Raw genomic sequence first — 20,396 nt, forward strand, 5'->3', positions numbered from 1 at the left:
TTAATGTTTAATACTGCCAGCAAAGTGCAATCGCGTCAGCTATTAATTGGTCAAAAATTATATCCGTAAAACTGGAAAACCCCTCTTCCAACCATGCGGTATGTTTAAAAACGAAAATTCTTGGACCTACCGCACTTAATGATAGATGCACACTTCCAAACCCTAACCACCTTTCCCCCACGCAACTTTCAACGAGAAGTTATTACCAAACTCCTCAACCGTCAAGACATCCTTCTCCGCGCACCCACAGGTTCAGGAAAAACCGAAACCGCTATTTCACCCTTCCTCTTTGCTAAAACCCTCAACCTCGACTTCCCCAACAAGTTAATCTACGTCGTCCCTCTCCGAACTCTGGCCAACAGTCTGCGACAAAGAACAGAAATCCTGGTTCAACGGTGGTCACAAACTCAAAATATCCCTTGTCCAGTCGTCACCCTACAAACCGGAGAAAACCCAGAAGACCCCCGTTTTGAAGGTGATATAGTTTTCTGTACCATTGACCAAATGTTAAGCAGTTTTTTGAATATTCCCTACTCCGTTGGTCGGGGTTCAGCTAACGTTAACTCTGGGGCAATATTCGCATCTTATTTAGTATTTGATGAACTGCATTTACTAGATCCCGACCGTTCTTTTACTACTGTGATCAAGGTTCTGCAACAAGTTAAAGGAATCTCACCTTTTCTCCTCATGACCGCCACCTTAACCAACGAACTAGCAACACAAATTCAAAATTTAATAGACAATGGAAATAATTCAAATTGAAGACACTGATTTACAAGCAATTGAAGGTAAACGCTGCCGTACTTTTCAAGCAAAATCTCAATCTTTAAATGCCTTAGAAATCATAGCAGATATACACACACGCCACCGCAAACGAGTTATTGTTATTTGTAACACCGTTTCTCAAGCCCAGGGTTTATATAGAGATTTGCAAGAAATAAATCATGATTATACACTAAATATTACCCTGTTACATTCTCGATTTTTACCAGAACATCGCGCCCAAAAAGAAGCATTTTTAAAAGAAATCTTCGCTGAAAATTGGCAAGATGATGGAACTTGTTATGTGCTAATTTCTACTCAAGTAATTGAAGCAGGGATTAATATTACCTGTGAAGTAATGCACAGTCAACTTTGCCCGATGAACTCATTATTACAAAGGGCGGGACGTTGTGCAAGATTCCAAGATGAACAGGGGGAAGTTTTTGTTTATCGTACAGTGCAAGTTAACCAAGCTTATGCTAATCTTGCGGAAGCAGATATAGATACAGAAACAGAAGCAGCTACCGATAAAAAACCAAGTTTTTTACCTTATGCTCAGGAAACCTGTGAATTAACATGGCAAGTATTACAAGCACATACAGAATCAAATCAAGTACATGAAAATGTGGGATTTCGCACCGAGGAAACTTGGATTAATCAGGTGCATACAGCAGAAGATTTACTGCAACAACAACGCCGACAAAATAATCAAATGCAGTTTGAAAATAATTTTGAAGCGGCATTTTTTAGAGGTGAAAACTACACCGCTACAGAGTTAATTCGTTATGTTGATAGTCGGAGTTTATTTGTTTGGGAAGAAGGTGGATTATTTATTGATTTTACACAAGAACCCATTGATCCACGTAAGTTAATTTCTTTTTCAGTTCCCGTTTCTACACTGTGTAAAGTTTGGCGAGAATTTAAAAACCTAGAATTTGGTGCAGATTGGATTTTCAAAAGAATTGAAGCACCCAAAGACAAAGCAGAAACTTATAGTCAACCTGTTTGTACAGAGATTAAATCCCGTGAATCACTGATAAATAGTATTAAAATTTTGGTGAATCCACGTTATATTTATTATGATGAAAATATTGGTTTACTAATAGGTGTAAATGAATTTGGTAATGGGTTTATTTCTCCACCAAAATCACAGCGTTCAATAGTCAGTGAATATCGTTATCAAATGGATACTTATGTTGGACATTTGGGTTGTATGTGGACTTGTTGGCGTAAACCATTTAAAACATTGTCTTTGAAAAATGGTAAAGTCGAACCTACGATTTATAATAGTGTTAAAAATGAACTATTACCAACAGGGACAAAATTAATTAAAAACAAAATATTTCCCCAGATTCAAGAATCAGAAGCAGCAGTATTATTTGAATTATTGGTGTTTTTTGCTATCTTTACCCATGACCTGGGTAAACTACAAATTAAATGGCAGGAAGTGATGCGAAAATGGCAAGCGATCGCCCATTCTTCATTCCAAGGTCAAAACCCCAAACAACATTTACTGGCACACACTGATTATAACCCAGAAGACAGTCAACAAAAAATAGCACTTAAAGACCACGAAAAAAAACACAAACGTCCTAACCACGCTGTTGAAAGTGCATTCCTAGCTAGGGATATTCTCACACAATCTTTAGTTCCCTTATTACGTGATTATTTTGAGGCTGATAATGAACAAATTCAGAATATTTGGTGGGTAGTTCTCATGGCTACGGGTCGTCATCATTCTGCTTGGAGTAATGGTTGGGAACAATCAGATACAGTCAAAATTAAAAATATACAATTACATCCAGAAGCACAAAGAGCGATCGCCCAAAGTTGGCAAAGTATGACACGCTTTTTACCCCCAACCTTACCATTAAAATCAGCAAATCTCAGCAAAACTATGTATCCAGTTAAAAGTAAATTTGATTTGAGTCAGTTAAACTCTGCTGATACATTCGAGTATTTTCATTTGTATTTGTTGGTAGTCAGAGCGTTAAGGCTGTGTGACCAGCGTTCAGTACAACTGAATTTTCATGTTTAATTTTTATGTAGAGAAGTTATCCACAACATCTCTACATTAATCATTATTAACTATTTTTATTTTCCTGGCTTAATTGTTGCTGAAAATCAGTAATAGAACCTATAGTAATTGCCTGTTCTAATAACTGGTTGAGTCGTTCATGATCATAAATTTGATTGATTTGTTCCACTAATTCAGAAGGAGCATCTTGAAATCTAGTTCTGATGATTTTAACAATAGATTTCTGAATACCCTCAGCTATTCCTAAACGTTCAATACTTGACACATATCTCATTTCTTTTTCACCCTCGAAACGCTGCAATTCAGTTTTGAAATTCAAGTCTAAATCCGGTGGTAAAGTCATCAGTCTATCAATCAAATCGAATAACTGAAGAATTTTTTCCCTACTATATCCTAACTCATACATCCGCTTAACTAAACTTAATTTCCACTGCAACCGTCCTGTTAAATTTTTAGTTGTGGCTTGTGTACGTAGGTGCGCCATCACCAATACTGCAAAAGGATTATCACTTTGTTCTAATTCTGACCAGCGAGGTTGATAATCCAGTAATTTTACAATAGGAAACTGAAGACTTAACCCACATCCCCAACGTTCATAACTGTATTCTTGAGGTCGCCAATTTGCTTGATTATCTCCCAAAATAGCCAAGCTAACAACTTCTTGACCATAACGGTCAAAAATCCTGTAATGATAGGAAAACATCCGTTTAGGAAAACCAGTATCTACTTGACTTTGGATTTCTAAATGGATTAGTAACCAGGTTTCTCTACCATCATTCAGCCAAACTTTAATCAGCTTATCAACAAATTGCTTACCAACCTCCGATTCTCTCATCAATTGCTGGAGTTCTTGGTCAAGAAACTCATAACCTCGCGTCCAGTCAATTTCGTTGTAAATATGGGGAAAGAAGAATGTTAAAAATGCCTCAAAGTATTTTTCTACCCCTTCCTTCCAAGCACCATCATAATCGGCTTTTACTTCACTCACAGTCGTTTTTCAGTAGATGTTAGAACTATCATAACGACTTTTTTCTACATAAAGTTAATCGGAATACCCCTCTTCCAAGTAGGTATATACTGTTTGGAAGTAGACAACTCCTATGGGTTGAAAACCAGATGACACAGCAGTTATTTGTTACCAAAAAATTCGGCACTTATGCTGACACTCTGATGATGTTGGGTCTGGTGCAGCTTGTGGAGTATGCACTGAGAGAAACACATCAAAAACGTGATATTCAAATTGTAGATCAAGGTACGTGCTACTGTTTGCAATTAAAACAGTCTATCAATTTAGAATTGGTAGCTAAACTCAATTATACCGATCCTTTTCCACCAGTTAAAGGTCAAAAAACTGACGTTAGTAAAATACCACAAGAACATGAATATTTTGATGTAGTAGAAGTAAGGGAAAGACGTACACTTTTTTTGAATTATCTTTTTCAACAAAAGGGTAAAGTTGAATTTAATGAAGATGCACCAAAACCACCTCATCCTAGTACCCAAAATGGCGTGATTCTCACTTCCATGCGTCATGACCGAAATCATAATGAACTATGGTTTTTAGGATGGCAAATTGGCGAAAATTATGGTAAATTCTTGGTGGCTTTATTTACTGCATTTAGTCAAGAAACAGACGATTTCACTCAATTAGTAAACGACTTATTTACCCAAGCTACAGGACAGAAATTACCAGAAACAGCAAGTGCAGTCAAAATCTATTTACCAACATCTGTACAAGGGGTGAATCGAGTTAAAGCAGACAGCAATAAAGTAGATCCTCAAAAAACAGATTGGTTAAGTTTATGGTTGATTGCTGGGGGTTTATTTCAATTTGGAATATCAGAACGCATCAAAATAGCTGAACGAGTATTTGATTGGCGAGTTGTAGTTTTAGAACCCCAAGATATTCAACTTACTAAATATCGGGAAGTTTTGGATAAACTTCGTCAATTTAACCCCCCTAGTGGTGGTCATGGAATTGCACGGTTTGATGCGGAATTGGTTTTGAAATTCTGTCAAAAATTATTAGATTATCATCAATCTCAAGCTGATGCAGAAACCGATGAATTTGAGCTTTTTAAACCAGTGAATCAATTTGTTAGTAACTTTATTGGTACTCACTTTGGTTCTAAGGGTCAAGTTTATGGTGTCAAAGAGGTTTTTACGTTAGGTTTACCTGGTTGGATTAGTCCTGAAAATCAGCAAGAATTAACAGAATATAATCAAGTTTTGAGTGAACATTTATCAGTTATCACTACCTTATCTGCGGAAGAAGGACACAGTGAATTATTGGCAGCTTATCGGGATTTTATCACTGGTACAAATTTGTTCAATTTCTTTCGTTTTCAGGTTAGTTATGCTGATTATGTTGTCAAACGTTTAGCAGACCCCAAAGCTAAATTCTTTCCGCGTTTATTTTCTATCAATGGATTAAACCTTATGGTGAAAAATTTTAACCATCGTCAAAATGAAAAAGAATTAGATTTAAGAGATATTACCGAAGACCCTGGATTTTTACGCATTGCTAAGGCTATTAATAGCGCAACTGTCTATGCAGGAAAAGACGAACATGGTTGGGATAGAATCTATGGTTTAGCACAACGGTTGAGTAGTCAAGCGGGTTCTAAAAAGGATTTTATCATTGAATTATCATCTTTTATTGCTAGTTATGAAAACGAAAACTTGCGAATTGATGAAGAACTGAAAAAGAAAGGTAAAACCCGGAGAATTTGGACTAATAAAGATGATTTAGATAGGGTCATCAATCTGATTGAAGAACATGGTTCTAGTTTAGTTGCTAACCTATTAATTGCCTATGGTTATGCTAAGGGTTGGGGTAAATCCCAAGAATCAAATCAAAATGATACTAATGATGGAACAGATACAGAATTAGATAACATTGCAGAAGGAGAAACCGAAAATGACTAAGACACAATTTCCCGTTTATTCCATTTCTATTAGTGGTTTATTATCTCTACAACTTCATGCTTTAAATAACGAAGGTAACGAGGGTAATCAATCTTTAACTAGACGTTATTATGTAATTCAAAATGGCATGGATGAGGCTGAGTATGTAAATGGTATTTCTGGGGATATGTTCAAACATATTCAATCAGAACATTTACAACGCATAGCTGTAGAATCTGGATTAACTTTATCAGAAGGTGGTAAACAATTAAATCCTGATAGAATTGGTTATGATTTAGATAAAAATAGCCAATTTTTCACAGATAAAGATGCTGATTTAGCTGCCAAAACAGATAAAGTAATTCAACTTTGCACTATCAGCGATTTAGAGGGTTTTATGGTGACAGTCAAAGGTGGACAAACCCTCAAACGAGATTCTACCATTGAATTTGGAGCGATTGTTGGTAGACCAAATCAAGTAAAAACCCAGAGTTATTTTCATGCTAAATATGGTGTAGAAAATCCCACTCCCTATAATGTTCAAGTTAGTTCGGGTTTATATGCTACTGTTCTCAATATTGAGGCTTTTAGAATTGGGTATAATCCCCACAATTTTGGTTATAGCATTGATGTTTCTGAGCGCAAAAAACGCCTCGATGCTTTACTAAAAAGTGTGCTGTACACCTATTTACAACCCAATGGAGCAAAACGCAATACTAACTTACCCCATCCTGATAGTTTTGAGGGGATAATTACTGTTAGTTCTCGTCGTTGTCCCGCACCAATGTTAAGTGCATTGGAAGATAGTTATCAAAGTCAAATTAAGAGTTTAGCAGCTACTTTAAATAATCTCAACGGTGTTGATACAATTCGCTGTTTTCAGTTTGAAAATATGGCTGAATTTGCCGACAAAATTGAAATTTTGATCACCCAAAGTTTACCTTGGGAAAGTGAAAATGCCGAAGCAATCTCCTAAATCTAAAACTTCCCCACCATCAGAAACCGTAACTAAATGGCTAACTGTAACCTATCAACCTGTTAGCCTATTTTCTCTCAAACGTTCTGATGCCACAAGTATGGCTGCTAGGTCTAATTTAGTACCTACTCCTTATGCTATCAAAATGGCATTGTTGAAAGTGTTGTTAGAAAGTCAAGGAAGACAACATTTAACAGACTTTGACGCATGGATTAAAACAGAATTTACTTGGATTCGAGATTTAATTATTTATATCTGTCCTCCTGAAAAATTGGTTGTCAATCGCAACGGTTACAAGCTACGCTATTACGATCAAACCGCAGATAAGGCTGATAAAACTCGTCCAACTCTACCTATGCAGGATGGTTTTGTATTTCGGGAGTGGGTACATTTACAAGGACATTTACAAATTTGTTGTAGTGCAGGAAACCGTTTATCAGAATTAGAAAGGTTGTTTAGTCAAATTAATTATTTCGGTAAAAAGGGTTGTTTCTTTCAATATTTACCCGATGGCAAACAAGAAACTTCTGAACCCTTATTTCAACCTAATTTAACTACAGGTTTTACAGTCCAACCAATGGATGATTTAGGTGAAAAAACTACCTTTAATCGCATCAATCCTTTTTCCACTGATAAAGCCCAACTTGGTAAAGACCGAGTAATTAAATCTGGATTTCTTCCCTTAAAACTCGTTGCAACCAGCGCCCGTTATGACATTTACCACAGATACTAACAATACACTAGAACATCATAAATTTGCGGGCATTAGTTTAATTCTCAAACAAGTTCTCAAACAGGATGCAAATTCAACAAATTCTGTAGCTTTAGAATCTTGGTTATCAGATATTCAACCTGCACCTGTTTGGATTCCTTTACAGATTCATGATGGTATTACTAAAATTATGCCTGTGTTGCCAGATTCGGGGTTATATTCACAACTGACGGCATCAATTTGTCAGTATATATGTGGAGGTAATGTATCTCAATGTTTAAATTGGAATAATAAATCTTATCAATTTACAGGTGTTGAGGTTGATAGTGATGCACTTCATGTAATTCTCGTTTCTATTTCTGCCAATGAACCCCTACCACCAACATTAGGTAGGGCGATTCATGCCCAATGTTTTCAATGGTTTGCTACTGCTAATCCTGCATTATCTGAACATTTACATCAACAAAATATTTTACCATTTACTGTAGGTATACAATACACTTCACGGCAAAGAATACAGTTAAAAATTACTTTGTTAAAACCTGAACTTTTAGCACCTTTACTGTGGGGATTGAGTCAAAATATAGGTAGTGAAATAACTTTAGCAGGAATACCCTGTAGATTAGGTCAATGGCTAAATGTTGTAGAATCTAGCAGCTTTGAAAAACTGATGAAATTACCAACACAAAATACCATTGAATTGCAGTTTGTATCACCTACCAGTTTCAAACAACATCAAAATATTCAACCTTTCCCTTTACCGGAGTTAGTATTTAATAGTTTGTTGCGTCGTTGGAATCATTTTGCACCTTTAGATTTACACTTTCCTGAAGTTAAATGGCAAGGTTTGGTTTCTGCTTTTGACCTCAAAACCCATGCTTTAAAAATGGAAGCTGGTGCAGAAATTGGTTCTGTAGGTTGGGTAAAATACCGTTTTTTAGACCCCGAACAAGCCCGTATTGCTACTATTTTATCTCGCTTTGCTGTCTTTTCTGGTGTGGGTCGGAAAACAACTATGGGGATGGGACAGGTGAGAATTAAAAATTAAAAATTAAAAATTAAAAATGGGGAAATAACGAATTACCAAATACCCATTACCAATTACCCATTACCAATTACCAAATAAAATGAATGAAGATTATTTACCTTTAGCTTATCTCAATGCTTGGGAATATTGTCCCCGGCGTTTTTACCTGGAATATGTGTTAGGTGAAATGGAAGATAATGAACACATTATTTTAGGTCGTCATATCCACCGTAATATTAATGAAGATGGTACTTTTCAAGATGGTGAAACTTTAATTTATCAACAACAATGGGTGTGGTCTGAACGTTTAAAAGTTTCCGGTGTTATTGATGCTGTGGAAGAATGTGATGGTCAACTTGTGCCGGTGGAATACAAAAAAGGCAAGATGGCACAGCATTTAAACGACCATTTTCAATTATGTGCTGCCGCTTTATGTTTGGAAGAACGCACAGGTAGAAATATTACCTATGGTGAAATATTTTATCATGCTAATCGTCGTAGACAAACTGTGGCTTTTACTCCCCAATTACGACAAATGACTGAGCAAGCGATCGCATTGGCTCATGTTGCTAGTCAAAACAAAATGCCAGCACCTATTGATCATACCAAAAAATGCCAATCCTGTAGTTTACAACGGATATGTTTACCCTTTGAAGTCAAACAATTAAAATCTCAGGAATCCTAAAATTATGACCACTCTGTATGTAATTCAACCTGATGCTATTCTTAGCAAAGATTATGAAGCTTTCCAGGTGGCTTTAAAACAGGAAGATGGGACTTGGAAAAAATGTAAAGTCGCTGCTCAAACTGTGAATGAAATCATGTTGATGGGTAATCCCCAAGTGACTGGTGATGCTTTTGCCTATGCTTTAGAATTAGGAATGCCTATACATTATCTTTCTAGTTTTGGTAAATACTTGGGTTCGGCTTTACCTAAATCTTCTCGTAATGGTCAACTGCGGTTAGCACAATATCAAGTTTATTATGATCCTGTGAAAAGATTGGAATTAGTAAAAACCATTGTTACTGCAAAAATTCATAATCAATATAATGTATTGTACCGCCATAATGAAAAAGATAATCCCCTCAAAGAACGTAAAAGTTTAGTTAAAAATCAACAAACTTTAGATCAAGTTCGGGGTGTGGAAGGTTTAGCAGCTAGAGAATATTTTGCTTGTTGGCAGAATATGGTAGGCAAACAATGGATTTTTAATGGTAGAAATCGTCGCCCACCAACTGATCCTGTAAATTCATTATTGAGTTTTGCTTATGCTTTATTACAAGGTCAAGTAATGGCAGCAGTAAATGTGGCAGGTTTAGATCCTTATATCGGTTATTTACATGAAGTCCATCATGGTCAACCGGCGATGGTGTTGGATTTAATGGAAGAATTTAGAGCATTGATAGCTGATAATTTAGTGTTGTCAGTGTTGCACAAGAAAGAAATTCAACCCCAGGATTTTAATGAAAGTTTGGGTGCTTATCGTTTGAAGGATAATGCTAAGAAAACATTCTTGCAAGCCTTTGATAAAAAGATGAATGATGAATTTAAACATCCGGTGTTTGATTATCGTTGTACCTACAGACGCGGAATAGAATTACAAGCACGGTTATTGAGTCGTCATTTACAAGAAGGTGTACCCTACAAACCATTATCATTAAGATGACAACACATTTTTATCTGATTATTTACGACTTACCAGATAGCAAAGCTGCCAACAAACGCAGGACAAGATTACATAAAATGTTGGGTGGTTACGGGAAATGGACTCAATATAGTGTGTTTGAATGTTTTTTGACTGCGGTACAGTTTGCGACACTGCAAACTAAGATGGAAAAACTGATCAAGCCTGATGAGGACTCTGTGAGAATTTATGTACTAGATGCTGGGAGTGTGAAAAAGACTATTACTTATGGTTCGGAAATTCCTAGACAAGAGCAAGCTATAATCATATAATTGATACATGAGCTTGAATTTTTGGCAAACCGAAGCGGGGGCAAAAACCCTGGGGGGTCCGCCAAATCGCCAGAACCTTGATAATTGAATACTTTGAGCGTTTCATCAGTTTCAGTTGGCAGTTGACCCGAAGCCTGAAATGAGGTTTTTTGAGAGGTCTGCCAAAATCGTCTCTAGATTCCGGTTCTAGACTGTGTTTCAAAGCGCCGGGTTTCTAAACCACAAATCCCCGCAAGGGGACTGAAACACGCTTGCGACGGGCTTTTGCTTTTTCGGTTTGCTCATAGTTTCTAAACCACAAATCCCCGCAAGGGGACTGAAACCAACTTTTAAAACACCATTATCAAAATAAAAATTACGTTTCTAAACCACAAATCCCCGCAAGGGGACTGAAACATGAAAATGGCAAGTTCTTCGCTGTTCTCAAAGTTGGTTTCTAAACCACAAATCCCCGCAAGGGGACTGAAACTTTTCTGGAAATATCACCAAAAAGAAAGTCTTCATTTAAGGTTTCTAAACCACAAATCCCCGCAAGGGGACTGAAACTCTACCTCTGGCGCTTGCTGCGGCTGCGGGTCTTGTTTCTAAACCACAAATCCCCGCAAGGGGACTGAAACTTGCCTTGACCATCACAAACCACTGTCCCTGATGGCATCGGTTTCTAAACCACAAATCCCCGCAAGGGGACTGAAACATCTTATGTTAACCCAACACCGCATCACAAAGCAAGGTTTCTAAACCACAAATCCCCGCAAGGGGACTGAAACGCTTTGTATTGCTTGATCCTTCAATTACGGCTTGCACCTGTTCAGGTTTCTAAACCACAAATCCCCGCAAGGGGACTGAAACTGTCAAGAGACTTTCCAGAAAAAGTTAAAAACATTGTTTCTAAACCACAAATCCCCGCAAGGGGACTGAAACATCTCTGGGAACAGATCACACAATTCTTTGAGTTGCACCGGGGTTTCTAAACCACAAATCCCCGCAAGGGGACTGAAACTCAAGATAATGGCGATATTTTAGCCAGAATTCCTGAGTTTCTAAACCACAAATCCCCGCAAGGGGACTGAAACCCTGTATCACCACCTGTAGCAGGAGGAGAAGCTATGTTTCTAAACCACAAATCCCCGCAAGGGGACTGAAACTTGACAAGGGTTTTGGATTTATGTTACACTATTCAGTTTCTAAACCACAAATCCCCGCAAGGGGACTGAAACCAAACTCAACTTGCTGGCATTGAAAATGCGATTAATGAGTTTCTAAACCACAAATCCCCGCAAGGGGACTGAAACCTTTCCGTCGATAACCAGATAACAAAAATCCGAACAGTTTCTAAACCACAAATCCCCGCAAGGGGACTGAAACGTACCAGTAGCAGAACGAAAAGTCACTTGCCCCAATTGAGGTTTCTAAACCACAAATCCCCGCAAGGGGACTGAAACGAGAGTTTGTACCGTCAATATAAATTGCACACCAATGTTTCTAAACCACAAATCCCCGCAAGGGGACTGAAACTTCAAATGCGAAGAGTTGGCGCTCGTTCTCCAGAGAAAGTTTCTAAACCACAAATCCCCGCAAGGGGACTGAAACAAAATCATGGAATTTCAAGTGAATCAATTAGCTCTGTTTCTAAACCACAAATCCCCGCAAGGGGACTGAAACGTTCAAGAGTGCCGAGGGAGGTCATAGCGGTTGGGGTTGTTTCTAAACCACAAATCCCCGCAAGGGGACTGAAACTTTCAGGTAGAAGCGGAAAAACAAAGCATTTGGCTAGTAGGTTTCTAAACCACAAATCCCCGCAAGGGGACTGAAACTATTTTTTTACATTAAATGTATCCGGAATATCACTGGTTTCTAAACCACAAATCCCCGCAAGGGGACTGAAACCTTTTAACTGATTTATATACGCTTCATGAACACGGGTTTCTAAACCACAAATCCCCGCAAGGGGACTGAAACTTGATTTTTTGCGGGTCGTTGGCCAATGCTTGCAGAAGTTTCTAAACCACAAATCCCCGCAAGGGGACTGAAACGCAATATAGATACTCTAATGGTGTACGCTCCGCTTTAGTTTCTAAACCACAAATCCCCGCAAGGGGACTGAAACTGTCATCAAATCAGCCGGTCTATTTAGCAGAAATTGTTTCTAAACCACAAATCCCCGCAAGGGGACTGAAACTTTAATGCACATATTACAGGTGGAAAGTTTGCAAACGAGTTTCTAAACCACAAATCCCCGCAAGGGGACTGAAACATGCCCATCCATTGCTGGGCATCGTAGGAATAATCGTTTCTAAACCACAAATCCCCGCAAGGGGACTGAAACGCATAAATGATATATTAAAAATATCCAAATTACTTTATTGTTTCTAAACCACAAATCCCCGCAAGGGGACTGAAACATAGCATCGAGTTCAATTAAATAGATTTTTTCCTAGTTTCTAAACCACAAATCCCCGCAAGGGGACTGAAACTTAAATTGTGGGGGCGGGCGCTTAAAGTTAATTGGAGGTTTCTAAACCACAAATCCCCGCAAGGGGACTGAAACGAAAATCCTGTAGTGTAGCCTTTTCAGAGAACGACGCGGTTTCTAAACCACAAATCCCCGCAAGGGGACTGAAACACTTAGTTTTACTGCCCGGATCTTTATCCATTTCCGACCGAGTTTCTAAACCACAAATCCCCGCAAGGGGACTGAAACTTCCCGTTACGGTTTTTCCGTTACGGTTCGTCCGTTCCGGGTTTCTAAACCACAAATCCCCGCAAGGGGACTGAAACCAATACATTTCAATGGGTTTTGGTTAACGATCTGTAGCGTTTCTAAACCACAAATCCCCGCAAGGGGACTGAAACATCATTGTGTTATCAAGATGGCGTAGCTCGGCTGTTGTTTCTAAACCACAAATCCCCGCAAGGGGACTGAAACAAGTCTAAACTCGAAGGCGAGCGGATAACAAAAGCTGTTGTTTCTAAACCACAAATCCCCGCAAGGGGACTGAAACGATTTTTGGAGCAACGGTTCACCAGTGGCTTATTGTTTCTAAACCACAAATCCCCGCAAGGGGACTGAAACCAAATCTGCTTAAACTCTCAACACTTTATTACTAAGTTTCTAAACCACAAATCCCCGCAAGGGGACTGAAACAATTTATATACCTAGATGTAAAGGCATAGTATTTTTGTTTCTAAACCACAAATCCCCGCAAGGGGACTGAAACATGCTGTTTGCAGCATTACGAGTAACTTGATTAAAAGTTTCTAAACCACAAATCCCCGCAAGGGGACTGAAACTTATCTGTAAATAATTGCCTCATAGATGCGTAAAGAGTTTCTAAACCACAAATCCCCGCAAGGGGACTGAAACGCTTTATTACCTTAATATGTTGCCGGAAGCCCTAGGTTTCTAAACCACAAATCCCCGCAAGGGGACTGAAACTTGGTCTTCTGATTCAAACATACTCATTTTGCTGTGTTTCTAAACCACAAATCCCCGCAAGGGGACTGAAACACAGATTGAGAGGGGGCAGTTCCCTGTAGGTACACTGTTTCTAAACCACAAATCCCCGCAAGGGGACTGAAACTCAAAAGTAATAAACTTATCTTTCCATGCAGGATGTAAGTGTTTCTAAACCACAAATCCCCGCAAGGGGACTGAAACACCTCTTTTAGTTGTCCATCATTCCCTCTTACAACCGTTTCTAAACCACAAATCCCCGCAAGGGGACTGAAACTTAACTAAGTTAACCTTATCGTATTTGCCGTAATTTAAGGTTTCTAAACCACAAATCCCCGCAAGGGGACTGAAACAATCATTTACCATGCTCAAAAATGCTTTGCAGTACGCAAAGTTTCTAAACCACAAATCCCCGCAAGGGGACTGAAACACGCCACTTCCTGAGCAGCTAACGCTGCCTGAGTCGTTTCTAAACCACAAATCCCCGCAAGGGGACTGAAACTTAACTAAGTTAACCTTATCGTATTTGCCGTAATTTAAGGTTTCTAAACCACAAATCCCCGCAAGGGGACTGAAACAATCATTTACCATGCTCAAAAATGCTTTGCAGTACGCAAAGTTTCTAAACCACAAATCCCCGCAAGGGGACTGAAACACGCCACTTCCTGAGCAGCTAACGCTGCCTGAGTCGTTTCTAAACCACAAATCCCCGCAAGGGGACTGAAACCCAAGTTCCGCCATATCTTTCATAACAAGGCTTACCATTGTTTCTAAACCACAAATCCCCGCAAGGGGACTGAAACGCACTGCCATTACAGGCAATATTCTCAACCCATTGGGTTTCTAAACCACAAATCCCCGCAAGGGGACTGAAACGTATTCCTCCCCAGCCAGGAAGACGGGAATTACATCGTTTCTAAACCACAAATCCCCGCAAGGGGACTGAAACATGCCCCCCACAATCTACTTACGTCACTTCCTAAAAGTTTCTAAACCACAAATCCCCGCAAGGGGACTGAAACTATTCCTCTAAAGAAGAAATGCGGGAAGTCGCAGCAGAAGTTTCTAAACCACAAATCCCCGCAAGGGGACTGAAACTCGTTTTCTGTTAAACCTTCATATAACCTTATTTGTGTTTCTAAACCACAAATCCCCGCAAGGGGACTGAAACGCGCGACTTCATAATGTTGTTGTAATAACTTTAGTGTTTCTAAACCACAAATCCCCGCAAGGGGACTGAAACGAGAGCGATCGCCAAAAATCTCTAATTACAATAAATCCCCACAGGGGGACTAAAAGAGAGTAGAATGAATAATAATCACAAAATATAGCTCAAAATAATGCCAAGAGCAGCAGCATCTAACAGACGAAAAACTCCAGTAAAAAACACCTCTTTAGAATGGCCTGAAAATACCGAATTAATTGGTTTAGTATTCGACCTAGAACCAGCTACTTCCGCATCCTTATATTCTCAATATACCATCGCTCTCCACGCTTGGTTTTTAGATCAAGTACGCCAAATTAACCCAACACTTTCTGCATATTTACATGATGGTGAATCAGAAAAACCCTTTAATATTTCTGCTTTAGAAGGTCAATTAGTAGCCACAGGTAAACAACTACAACTACAAGCAAATAACACTTATCATTGGTATGTTAACGTGTTTTCCCAACCAGTAGTACAGTTTTTAAAACAATGGTTAACCCAACTACCATCAATCATAAATTTAAGAGATGCCGAATTACAAATCAAACAAATAAATATTGTTAACCCACCAACTACTTATGAGCAAATTTTAGCATCATCCACCCAAAAACAAAATCAAATTAATCTGAGTTTTATTTCACCTACCAGTTTTCGCCGCAAAGGACATCATTTCCCCCTTCCAGTTCCAATTAATCTTTTTCATAGTTACCTCAGACGTTGGAATGATTTTTCAGGAAACCCAGTAGAACAAGATGCTTTTTTAGAATGGATAGATGAAAATGTCATCATTCATAAACACAGTTTAGAATCTGTCAAAGTCGCCGCAGGTAAACGGGGTTCAGTCACAGGTTTTACAGGAGCAATTTCTCTGGGGTTAACAAAAAACGCCTTTGCTAATATCGAATTTACCCAATTATTTTATGCTTTAGTACAACTTGCTCCCTATTGTGGTACTGGACATAAAACCACCTTTGGACTAGGACAAACCAGCTTAGAATGGATAGAACCAACATCAAATATATCCACAGAAATTACAACTAATTTATTACCAGAACGCATAGAACAACTAACAGAAATATTCACAGCACAAAGAAAACGGACAGGAGGCGATCGCACGGAAAAAATAGCCACAACCTGGGCGACAATATTAGCAAGAAGGGAAATGGGGGAATCCTTACAAATAATAGCCCAAGATTTAGAAATACCATACTCTACAGCAAAAACCTATGTTAAATTAGCTCGTCGAATGCTGAAAGATGCCCCTTCAAATGTTTAAAATAGCTACGATTCCCCAACCCCAAGCCAAACAATGGTACAAAGATTCTGATAAAATTAAACTAATGGCAGAGGTGCAGTTATGGGTAAAGGATTTGGCAAACCAAGTAAATCCAAGCTAGATATATTGGCAGAGTCAGCGATTCATTATTGCCAACAGCGTAGCCCTGAGAAGCTAGATAGTATTTTTGATTATGAATCCCCAGAGTTCAATCACAAAATCTGCTCCAAAGTTATCGCTGCTTTAGATATTGATACTCTATCTTGGTTTTGCAGTTATCTTGCTTCAGAAATTAACTACACTGAAGACAATAATAAACCCCATCCCATCGGCGAATTATCAGGGTTTCTCATCAGTCTAGGATTCGAGTTATTTGAAGATTTTACACCATACCCTGGTCGTCGGCTGGTCATTGCTAATACTGAAAAGTTCCAAAGTTTACCCCAAGAAATTCAAGATAAAGTTAATCAGTTTTTTATTGTTAAACCTACTCCCAGTGAAGAATCTCAAGAAATAAATGATGCAATTCTGGAAAAACTAGAAACAGCTAACCTCAATTAAATTAATTCGGTATTACAGCAACTAATTAGCGATCGCGCAAAGCGCCCGCGGTAGGCATCGCTCTTTATCCCCCAAGAATCAACTACCCTGATAAATCCATTCCCTTCCTGCCTTTTCTGCGGCTTCTGGGGTGTAATAAAGTTTACGTTCACCGAAAACTTCACCACCGGAGCTAATTAAGCGGAACTGCCAACAATCGGATTCAGTGTAAAATACTAATAAAGTGACATCCCCAATCCCAGTAACTAAATGAACTTTGCTAGACATGATGATTTTGGTGTTTAATCAGCAGAACCAATACCAAGACCGTGAAGACAATCATTAACATCTTGTAACTCAGCACCACAGTAATAGTATTGTTTATCTCTGAGGTTTACCAAATAAAATCCAGCCTTTCCGCCATTAATTCGGAACAGTTCAATCATTATTTTCTGGGGACTTAACCCAAAACGGTGTAATCTTTCTTCTAAAACAAGGTTAACTGGTACATTCTTGGGATTATAAAAAACACTGTCCCCTGGTTTAAAATACCATGTTGTCCCTTCGCGCTTCACAATCAGATAATGTAAAGGATGGATGATACTGGTGGTGGACATAAGCTAAACTTTTAATAGATGGTGAAGAAAGCCCCTAGTCGCCATCTAGGAGCGTGATTGTAAATTGCTTTTGAATGGTTGTTAACTGCAAGGACTGTGTACAATTTCTATTCAATGGTGTTAAAATACTTTAACTTAAGTAAGACCTACTCTCGTTATCAAACTATTAAAATGCTTATGTTTGATTGTCAAACTAAAACAGCTTTTAGTAATTCTTCAAACAAGGGATTGCCAAAACTCATAAATCGTATAGAAGGCATTTCATCAAAAACATTAGGGTAAAAAGTAACCGTGTAATTCTGCTCTTTATAAGTAAGTAGCCAAATACCCTCAGTCCTTCTCTCAAACTGCACACCATTGTCTTTTAAAATGGCTGAAGATGTAAATAACTGTTCAATTGTTTCTGGTGTAAAGGGAGTAGGAGAAATGGGTTTTTTAATTTCCGCTAGATCGGCATCCAAATCCATTGCTACCATCTCCTCAATTGCTAGACGAGGGGGTGGGGTGTTTAATACCGAATCAAATTCAGACATTAAAACATCTTCTTCCTCTGGGTCTGCACTCATAGCCGCTTGTTCAATAAAGGTTGAATAGGAATTGATTTTAAACAAAAATCTAAGCAACCGGGATGTTCATGAATATTGGCAAGTTGAGTAAATGCTGACTGTTCTTTTTCTCTATCTTCTATAGAGATAGTTGATGGTTCTGGTTTTATTTCCGGTTCTGATTCTGGTTGTACTTCTTGTTCAATGAATTCTCTTTTTGTCAGAGGTCTAGAGTCAAATTCAGCCTGAACATTCCAATTAGGTTTAGTAGCAGGAGCGTAACGTAACAGCTTTTTCTGTACCGCTTCTGGAACATCAAATACTCGCACATTAGGCGATATGTCATACCAAAGTTGCTCAAACCTAGCTACTTCTTCCTCAACTCTATCTAGTTCTCTTCCTCCTTCCCAAGAACAATAAACATGAAATGATTCTACATTTCTCTCCCAGCCACCAATAGATTCATTATTAGAACCGTTAAATGCTAATTTATCGCCTTTTTTATCAGTAAAAATGCCAACTTTCTCATGAAATATATGCTGTGGGTCTAATTGCTGTGAACTCTCTTCTGGTAGCCCATTTTCTTTTAGAGGAATAGCAATTTTAATATCGAGATATTGATTTTGAATTAACCAACTCAGAATTTCAAAGTGTTTAAGTTGGGCAAAGTTTTCTGGAGGTTTTAAGTCCGCATCTAGCCGAGATATTAATGCTTCTCTTAGTTCATATCCCTGTTGAATTGCTTGTAAATCCTGTGGGCTAAACTGACAGCCCATAATTAACCGCATTCGTCCCTCGTTGTGCAACATTGCGCCCAAACCACGAGCAACTTTACTCAAAATAACACTGCTAAAAAAACCTGCTTTGCGGTCATACTGGATGGCACACTCTAAAGCAGGAATGTAGAAATCAGCAATTGTGTTGTGGGTATTGCTGGAGTAACTAATTTTCCAAGGATATTCACGTAAAATTTTCGGCATATTATGTGGTTATTTTTGCCTCGATCAATTTTTTTATAACTTTTAAGCGAAGATAAAATACTGTTACTACAAGCTAACGTTCACATCAAATTTTAGCAAATAAATACTACAATGATTGAAGAAGCAATCATTTGGTGTAATTGTGATGCAATCAATTTTCTGGAGTGTAGAAGAAGTAGCTATTCGAGCTAAACAGTTTTATGAAAACGGTATTCGTCAAAATGTCGAGTATGGTGACAATATTGGTAAGATGATTGTGATTGATGCAGAAACGGGTGAATATGGAATTGATCCAACTGGTGTAGAGACAGCGTTAAAGTTAAAACAGAAAAACCCTAATGCTAGATTGTTTACTATACGGATTGGTTACGATGTTGCTGTAAGTTTTGGTGGTGCAATGGAGCGTACATCTGAATGATTTATGGAAAAATTATTGATGGTAGGGCAATAATTCCAGTGGTTTTTCGTTTACCGTCGCAGCCAGATTTTAATTTAAATTTTGTCATTGATACTGGATTTAATGACCATCTGACTTTACCACCACAGGCAGTTAGTGCGATGAATCTTCCCTTATATTCTAGTACCGAAGCTAGGTTAGCCGACGGTACTCAAGCTTTATTATCTATACATTTGGCAACAATTGTATGGGACGGTATAGAGAGATTAGTTCCAGTTTTAGCTGCTGGCTATAAACCTTTACTGGGAACTTCTCTGATGGCAGGATATCATTTAGAAATTGATTTTCAAGATAATGGTTTAGTTTCATTAGAAAAACTCTAATCGAGTAGTTACAATTGTAGTCAAATATAAATTTTGGAAAAATTGCTATTTTCAAACATGTTTGGTAGTAGAAGCATCTTGCTTCCTGGTTGATGAACAAAAACCCTGAACAACAACTCCGGTTGATGAACAACCTTAACCAGGCTTAATCATAAAATAATACAAACGCGGGCAAGATGCCCGCACTACAATTACAATTAAAAAAATTATCAAAACAGGCTCATTTGTCCCCCTTCATTTAAGGGTAACTCAGTCTGAACGTAAGAGACTTTGGCTTTAATTTCATCCATAGCTAACCACAAATCTAACAAAGCTTTTTCTTCGGGAATGCGTTTCTTCTCATCACCAATGCGGGGAATTACTTTCAACGCTACTTCAAATGTCCGCATGAATAAATCATTGCTGACTAAGCCTGTATTTTTCAAAAATCTGCGGACTGGTTCTGTATTTCCTTCTTCTTGGTAAAGGGTAATAATTGCGTGCAGTCCATCTACTAAATATCTGGCAGAAAATTCAGTATCAATCACTGAGAAGGCGCGTTTTTTCAGGCGTTGTTCTGGGGTAAGTAATTTACAAGAACCGCTTCCAGAATCGAGTAATTTATGTTTTTTCACCAAA

19 protein-coding genes and 1 CRISPR repeat array are annotated in these 20,396 nt (G+C 38.3%); of the genes, 13 read left to right on the plus strand and 6 right to left on the minus strand.

Going from position 1 to position 20,396, the window contains the following annotated elements:
- Nucleotides 1–138 precede the first annotated feature (138 nt).
- Together H6G06_RS17010 and cas3 are read left to right on the plus strand one after the other, a co-directional pair.
- Nucleotides 139–762, plus strand: coding sequence for a DEAD/DEAH box helicase (locus tag H6G06_RS17010; protein WP_190562208.1), 624 nt, complete (start codon nt 139–141; stop codon nt 760–762).
- Nucleotides 743–2,800 carry a CRISPR-associated helicase Cas3' gene (gene cas3 / locus H6G06_RS17015; RefSeq protein WP_190562210.1) on the plus strand — a complete coding sequence of 686 codons (2,058 nt, stop codon included), beginning with the start codon at nt 743–745 and terminating at the stop codon, nt 2,798–2,800. Before H6G06_RS17010 ends, cas3 begins: the two co-directional genes overlap by 20 nt.
- A 46-nt stretch (nt 2,801–2,846) precedes the next feature.
- Here the strand turns inward: cas3 and H6G06_RS17020 are convergent, their stop codons facing one another.
- The gene (locus H6G06_RS17020; RefSeq protein WP_190562212.1) at nt 2,847–3,788 is read right to left on the minus strand and encodes an RpnC/YadD family protein; all 942 of its coding nucleotides are present in this window, start codon (nt 3,786–3,788) and stop codon (nt 2,847–2,849) included.
- A 128-nt stretch (nt 3,789–3,916) separates the two neighbouring features.
- On the opposite strand from H6G06_RS17020, the gene H6G06_RS17025 reads away from it, so the two are divergent.
- From H6G06_RS17025 to H6G06_RS17065, 9 genes are all read left to right on the plus strand, one after another.
- Nucleotides 3,917–5,728, plus strand: a complete 1,812-nt coding sequence (locus H6G06_RS17025) for a hypothetical protein (RefSeq protein WP_190562214.1) — start codon at nt 3,917–3,919, stop codon at nt 5,726–5,728.
- Nucleotides 5,721–6,683, plus strand: coding sequence for a DevR family CRISPR-associated autoregulator (locus tag H6G06_RS17030; RefSeq protein ID WP_190562216.1), 963 nt, complete (start codon nt 5,721–5,723; stop codon nt 6,681–6,683). The genes H6G06_RS17025 and H6G06_RS17030 overlap by 8 nt, the downstream gene beginning before the upstream one ends.
- The gene (locus tag H6G06_RS17035; protein WP_190562218.1) at nt 6,664–7,416 is read left to right on the plus strand and encodes a hypothetical protein; all 753 of its coding nucleotides are present in this window, start codon (nt 6,664–6,666) and stop codon (nt 7,414–7,416) included. Before H6G06_RS17030 ends, H6G06_RS17035 begins: the two co-directional genes overlap by 20 nt.
- Nucleotides 7,394–8,443, plus strand: a complete 1,050-nt coding sequence (cas6, locus tag H6G06_RS17040; RefSeq protein ID WP_190562220.1) for a CRISPR system precrRNA processing endoribonuclease RAMP protein Cas6 — start codon at nt 7,394–7,396, stop codon at nt 8,441–8,443. The genes H6G06_RS17035 and cas6 (H6G06_RS17040) overlap by 23 nt, the downstream gene beginning before the upstream one ends.
- Nucleotides 8,444–8,522: 79 nt before the next feature.
- Complete coding sequence (cas4, locus tag H6G06_RS17045; RefSeq protein ID WP_190562222.1) at nt 8,523–9,107, plus strand: CRISPR-associated protein Cas4; 585 nt, start codon at nt 8,523–8,525, stop codon at nt 9,105–9,107.
- 4 nt (nt 9,108–9,111) lie between these two features.
- Nucleotides 9,112–10,089, plus strand: coding sequence for a type I-D CRISPR-associated endonuclease Cas1d (gene cas1d / locus H6G06_RS17050; RefSeq protein WP_190562224.1), 978 nt, complete (start codon nt 9,112–9,114; stop codon nt 10,087–10,089).
- Nucleotides 10,086–10,379: a CRISPR-associated endonuclease Cas2 gene (cas2, locus tag H6G06_RS17055; RefSeq protein ID WP_190562226.1), complete on the plus strand. Its 294-nt coding sequence runs from the start codon at nt 10,086–10,088 to the stop codon at nt 10,377–10,379. The genes cas1d and cas2 overlap by 4 nt, the downstream gene beginning before the upstream one ends.
- 210 nt (nt 10,380–10,589) lie before the next feature.
- Nucleotides 10,590–15,076: a CRISPR direct-repeat array (repeat unit 37 nt; unit sequence GTTTCTAAACCACAAATCCCCGCAAGGGGACTGAAAC).
- Between the two features lie 97 nt (nt 15,077–15,173).
- On the plus strand, nt 15,174–16,316 hold the full coding sequence (cas6, locus tag H6G06_RS17060) for a CRISPR-associated endoribonuclease Cas6 (protein ID WP_190562228.1): 1,143 nt from the start codon (nt 15,174–15,176) through the stop codon (nt 16,314–16,316).
- Nucleotides 16,317–16,397: 81 nt separating this feature from the next.
- On the plus strand, nt 16,398–16,877 hold the full coding sequence (locus H6G06_RS17065; RefSeq protein WP_190562230.1) for a hypothetical protein: 480 nt from the start codon (nt 16,398–16,400) through the stop codon (nt 16,875–16,877).
- A gap of 78 nt (nt 16,878–16,955) precedes the next feature.
- Here H6G06_RS17065 and H6G06_RS17070 read toward each other — a convergent pair whose 3' ends face one another.
- From H6G06_RS17070 to H6G06_RS17085, 4 genes are all read right to left on the minus strand, one after another.
- Nucleotides 16,956–17,144: a hypothetical protein gene (locus H6G06_RS17070; RefSeq protein ID WP_190562232.1), complete on the minus strand. Its 189-nt coding sequence runs from the start codon at nt 17,142–17,144 to the stop codon at nt 16,956–16,958.
- Nucleotides 17,145–17,158: 14 nt separating this feature from the next.
- A complete protein-coding gene (locus H6G06_RS17075; protein WP_190562234.1) occupies nt 17,159–17,473 on the minus strand; it encodes a hypothetical protein in 315 nt (104 codons plus the stop codon).
- A 188-nt stretch (nt 17,474–17,661) separates the two neighbouring features.
- The gene (locus H6G06_RS27470; protein ID WP_190562236.1) at nt 17,662–18,039 is read right to left on the minus strand and encodes a hypothetical protein; all 378 of its coding nucleotides are present in this window, start codon (nt 18,037–18,039) and stop codon (nt 17,662–17,664) included.
- Nucleotides 18,036–18,998, minus strand: a complete 963-nt coding sequence (locus H6G06_RS17085) for a phospholipase D-like domain-containing protein (RefSeq protein WP_242039733.1) — start codon at nt 18,996–18,998, stop codon at nt 18,036–18,038. The genes H6G06_RS27470 and H6G06_RS17085 overlap by 4 nt, the downstream gene beginning before the upstream one ends.
- Nucleotides 18,999–19,143: 145 nt before the next feature.
- Here H6G06_RS17085 and H6G06_RS17090 point away from each other — a divergent pair, with 145 nt between their 5' ends.
- Nucleotides 19,144–19,416 carry a hypothetical protein gene (locus tag H6G06_RS17090; protein WP_190562335.1) on the plus strand — a complete coding sequence of 91 codons (273 nt, stop codon included), beginning with the start codon at nt 19,144–19,146 and terminating at the stop codon, nt 19,414–19,416.
- Nucleotides 19,413–19,778 carry a clan AA aspartic protease gene (locus tag H6G06_RS17095; RefSeq protein WP_190562238.1) on the plus strand — a complete coding sequence of 122 codons (366 nt, stop codon included), beginning with the start codon at nt 19,413–19,415 and terminating at the stop codon, nt 19,776–19,778. The genes H6G06_RS17090 and H6G06_RS17095 overlap by 4 nt, the downstream gene beginning before the upstream one ends.
- Before the next feature lie 209 nt (nt 19,779–19,987).
- Here H6G06_RS17095 and H6G06_RS17100 read toward each other — a convergent pair whose 3' ends face one another.
- Complete coding sequence (locus H6G06_RS17100) at nt 19,988–20,395, minus strand: hypothetical protein (RefSeq protein ID WP_242039734.1); 408 nt, start codon at nt 20,393–20,395, stop codon at nt 19,988–19,990.
- Nucleotide 20,396 lies beyond the last annotated feature (1 nt).

This window comes from Anabaena sphaerica FACHB-251 (genome assembly GCF_014696825.1).
Classification (GTDB): domain Bacteria; phylum Cyanobacteriota; class Cyanobacteriia; order Cyanobacteriales; family Nostocaceae; genus RDYJ01.

Excerpts from the sequence above, each read along its gene's own strand:
- H6G06_RS17010 (WP_190562208.1), top strand. The coding sequence starts at position 139 with ATGATAGATGCACACTTCCAAACCCTAACCACCTTTCCCCCACGCAAC.
- cas3 (WP_190562210.1), top strand. The coding sequence starts at position 743 with ATGGAAATAATTCAAATTGAAGACACTGATTTACAAGCAATTGAAGGT.
- H6G06_RS17025 (WP_190562214.1), top strand. The coding sequence starts at position 3,917 with ATGACACAGCAGTTATTTGTTACCAAAAAATTCGGCACTTATGCTGAC.
- H6G06_RS17030 (WP_190562216.1), top strand. The coding sequence starts at position 5,721 with ATGACTAAGACACAATTTCCCGTTTATTCCATTTCTATTAGTGGTTTA.
- H6G06_RS17035 (WP_190562218.1), top strand. The coding sequence starts at position 6,664 with ATGCCGAAGCAATCTCCTAAATCTAAAACTTCCCCACCATCAGAAACC.
- cas6 (WP_190562220.1), top strand. The coding sequence starts at position 7,394 with ATGACATTTACCACAGATACTAACAATACACTAGAACATCATAAATTT.
- cas4 (WP_190562222.1), top strand. The coding sequence starts at position 8,523 with ATGAATGAAGATTATTTACCTTTAGCTTATCTCAATGCTTGGGAATAT.
- cas1d (WP_190562224.1), top strand. The coding sequence starts at position 9,112 with ATGACCACTCTGTATGTAATTCAACCTGATGCTATTCTTAGCAAAGAT.
- cas2 (WP_190562226.1), top strand. The coding sequence starts at position 10,086 with ATGACAACACATTTTTATCTGATTATTTACGACTTACCAGATAGCAAA.
- cas6 (WP_190562228.1), top strand. The coding sequence starts at position 15,174 with ATGCCAAGAGCAGCAGCATCTAACAGACGAAAAACTCCAGTAAAAAAC.
- H6G06_RS17065 (WP_190562230.1), top strand. The coding sequence starts at position 16,398 with ATGGGTAAAGGATTTGGCAAACCAAGTAAATCCAAGCTAGATATATTG.
- H6G06_RS17070 (WP_190562232.1), bottom strand. The coding sequence starts at position 17,144 with ATGTCTAGCAAAGTTCATTTAGTTACTGGGATTGGGGATGTCACTTTA.
- H6G06_RS17075 (WP_190562234.1), bottom strand. The coding sequence starts at position 17,473 with ATGTCCACCACCAGTATCATCCATCCTTTACATTATCTGATTGTGAAG.
- H6G06_RS27470 (WP_190562236.1), bottom strand. The coding sequence starts at position 18,039 with ATGAGTGCAGACCCAGAGGAAGAAGATGTTTTAATGTCTGAATTTGAT.
- H6G06_RS17085 (WP_242039733.1), bottom strand. The coding sequence starts at position 18,998 with ATGCCGAAAATTTTACGTGAATATCCTTGGAAAATTAGTTACTCCAGC.
- H6G06_RS17090 (WP_190562335.1), top strand. The coding sequence starts at position 19,144 with ATGCAATCAATTTTCTGGAGTGTAGAAGAAGTAGCTATTCGAGCTAAA.
- H6G06_RS17095 (WP_190562238.1), top strand. The coding sequence starts at position 19,413 with ATGATTTATGGAAAAATTATTGATGGTAGGGCAATAATTCCAGTGGTT.